1 protein-coding gene is annotated in these 263 nt (G+C 64.3%); it reads right to left on the bottom strand.

Features of this window, described 5'->3' with window-relative positions; translation table 11 throughout:
* The coding region (locus tag SB772_RS42120) for a hypothetical protein (protein WP_410838788.1) at positions 1–263 on the bottom strand (263 nt) is incomplete at both ends.

Consider the following 263-nt stretch of genomic DNA (forward strand, 5'->3'; position numbering starts at 1 on the left):
GGTAGGCACAGACAGCGCCCTTGCGCTTGCCGCCCTGGTTGACCGCAACGGCGGTGTCGTTGACCACTTTCAGGAAGGGTACGACGCCCTGGGATTTACCGTTGGTGCCCTTGATGTAGGAGCCCAGTGCACGCACAGGGGTCCAGTCGTTGCCCAGGCCACCGGCGAATTTCGACAGCATGGCGTTGTCGTGGATCGCGTGGTAGATGCCCGACAGGTCGTCCGGCACGGTGGTCAGGTAGCAGCTGGACAGCTGCGGGCGC

It is taken from the genome of Paraburkholderia sp. SIMBA_030 (assembly GCF_046535245.1).
In the GTDB taxonomy this organism is placed as follows: Bacteria; Pseudomonadota; Gammaproteobacteria; order Burkholderiales; family Burkholderiaceae; genus Paraburkholderia.